This window comes from Cohnella boryungensis, assembly GCF_042651945.1.
GTDB lineage: Bacteria > Bacillota > Bacilli > Paenibacillales > Paenibacillaceae > Cohnella > Cohnella boryungensis.
Genome location: NZ_JBHSED010000044.1, coordinates 1 through 540, shown reverse-complemented (window position 1 = coordinate 540; position 540 = coordinate 1). Strand labels below are relative to the sequence as shown.

1 rRNA gene is annotated in these 540 nt (G+C 55.2%); it reads right to left on the bottom strand.

The features are described from left to right. A 23S ribosomal RNA gene (locus tag ACFO1S_RS21095) occupies positions 1–540 on the bottom strand; the annotation flags it as partial.

Genomic DNA, 540 nt, shown 5'->3' with positions numbered 1-540 from the left:
GATGCTCACCTCGAGGCTAGCCCTAAAGCTATTTCGGGGAGAACCAGCTATCTCCGAGTTCGATTGGAATTTCTCCCCTACCCCCACGTCATCCCAGAGCTTTTCAACGCTCACGAGTTCGGGCCTCCAGTGCGTGTTACCGCACCTTCACCCTGCACAGGGGTAGATCACACGGTTTCGGGTCTACGACCACGTACTATTTCGCCCTATTCAGACTCGGTTTCCCTTCGGCTCCGCCTCATCAGCTTAACCTTGCACGTGAACGTAACTCGCCGGTTCATTCTACAAAAGGCACGCCATCACCCCTAGATCGGGCTCTGACTTCTTGTAAGCGCACGGTTTCAGGTTCTTTTTCACTCCGCTCCCGCGGTGCTTTTCACCTTTCCCTCACGGTACTGCTTCACTATCGGTCGCCAGGGAGTATTTAGCCTTGGCAGATGGTCCTGCCGGATTCCCACGGGGTTTCACGTGTCCCGCGGTACTCAGGATCCGTCTCGGAGAGGGAAGACTTTCGGTTACAGGGCTTTTACCTTCTTTGGC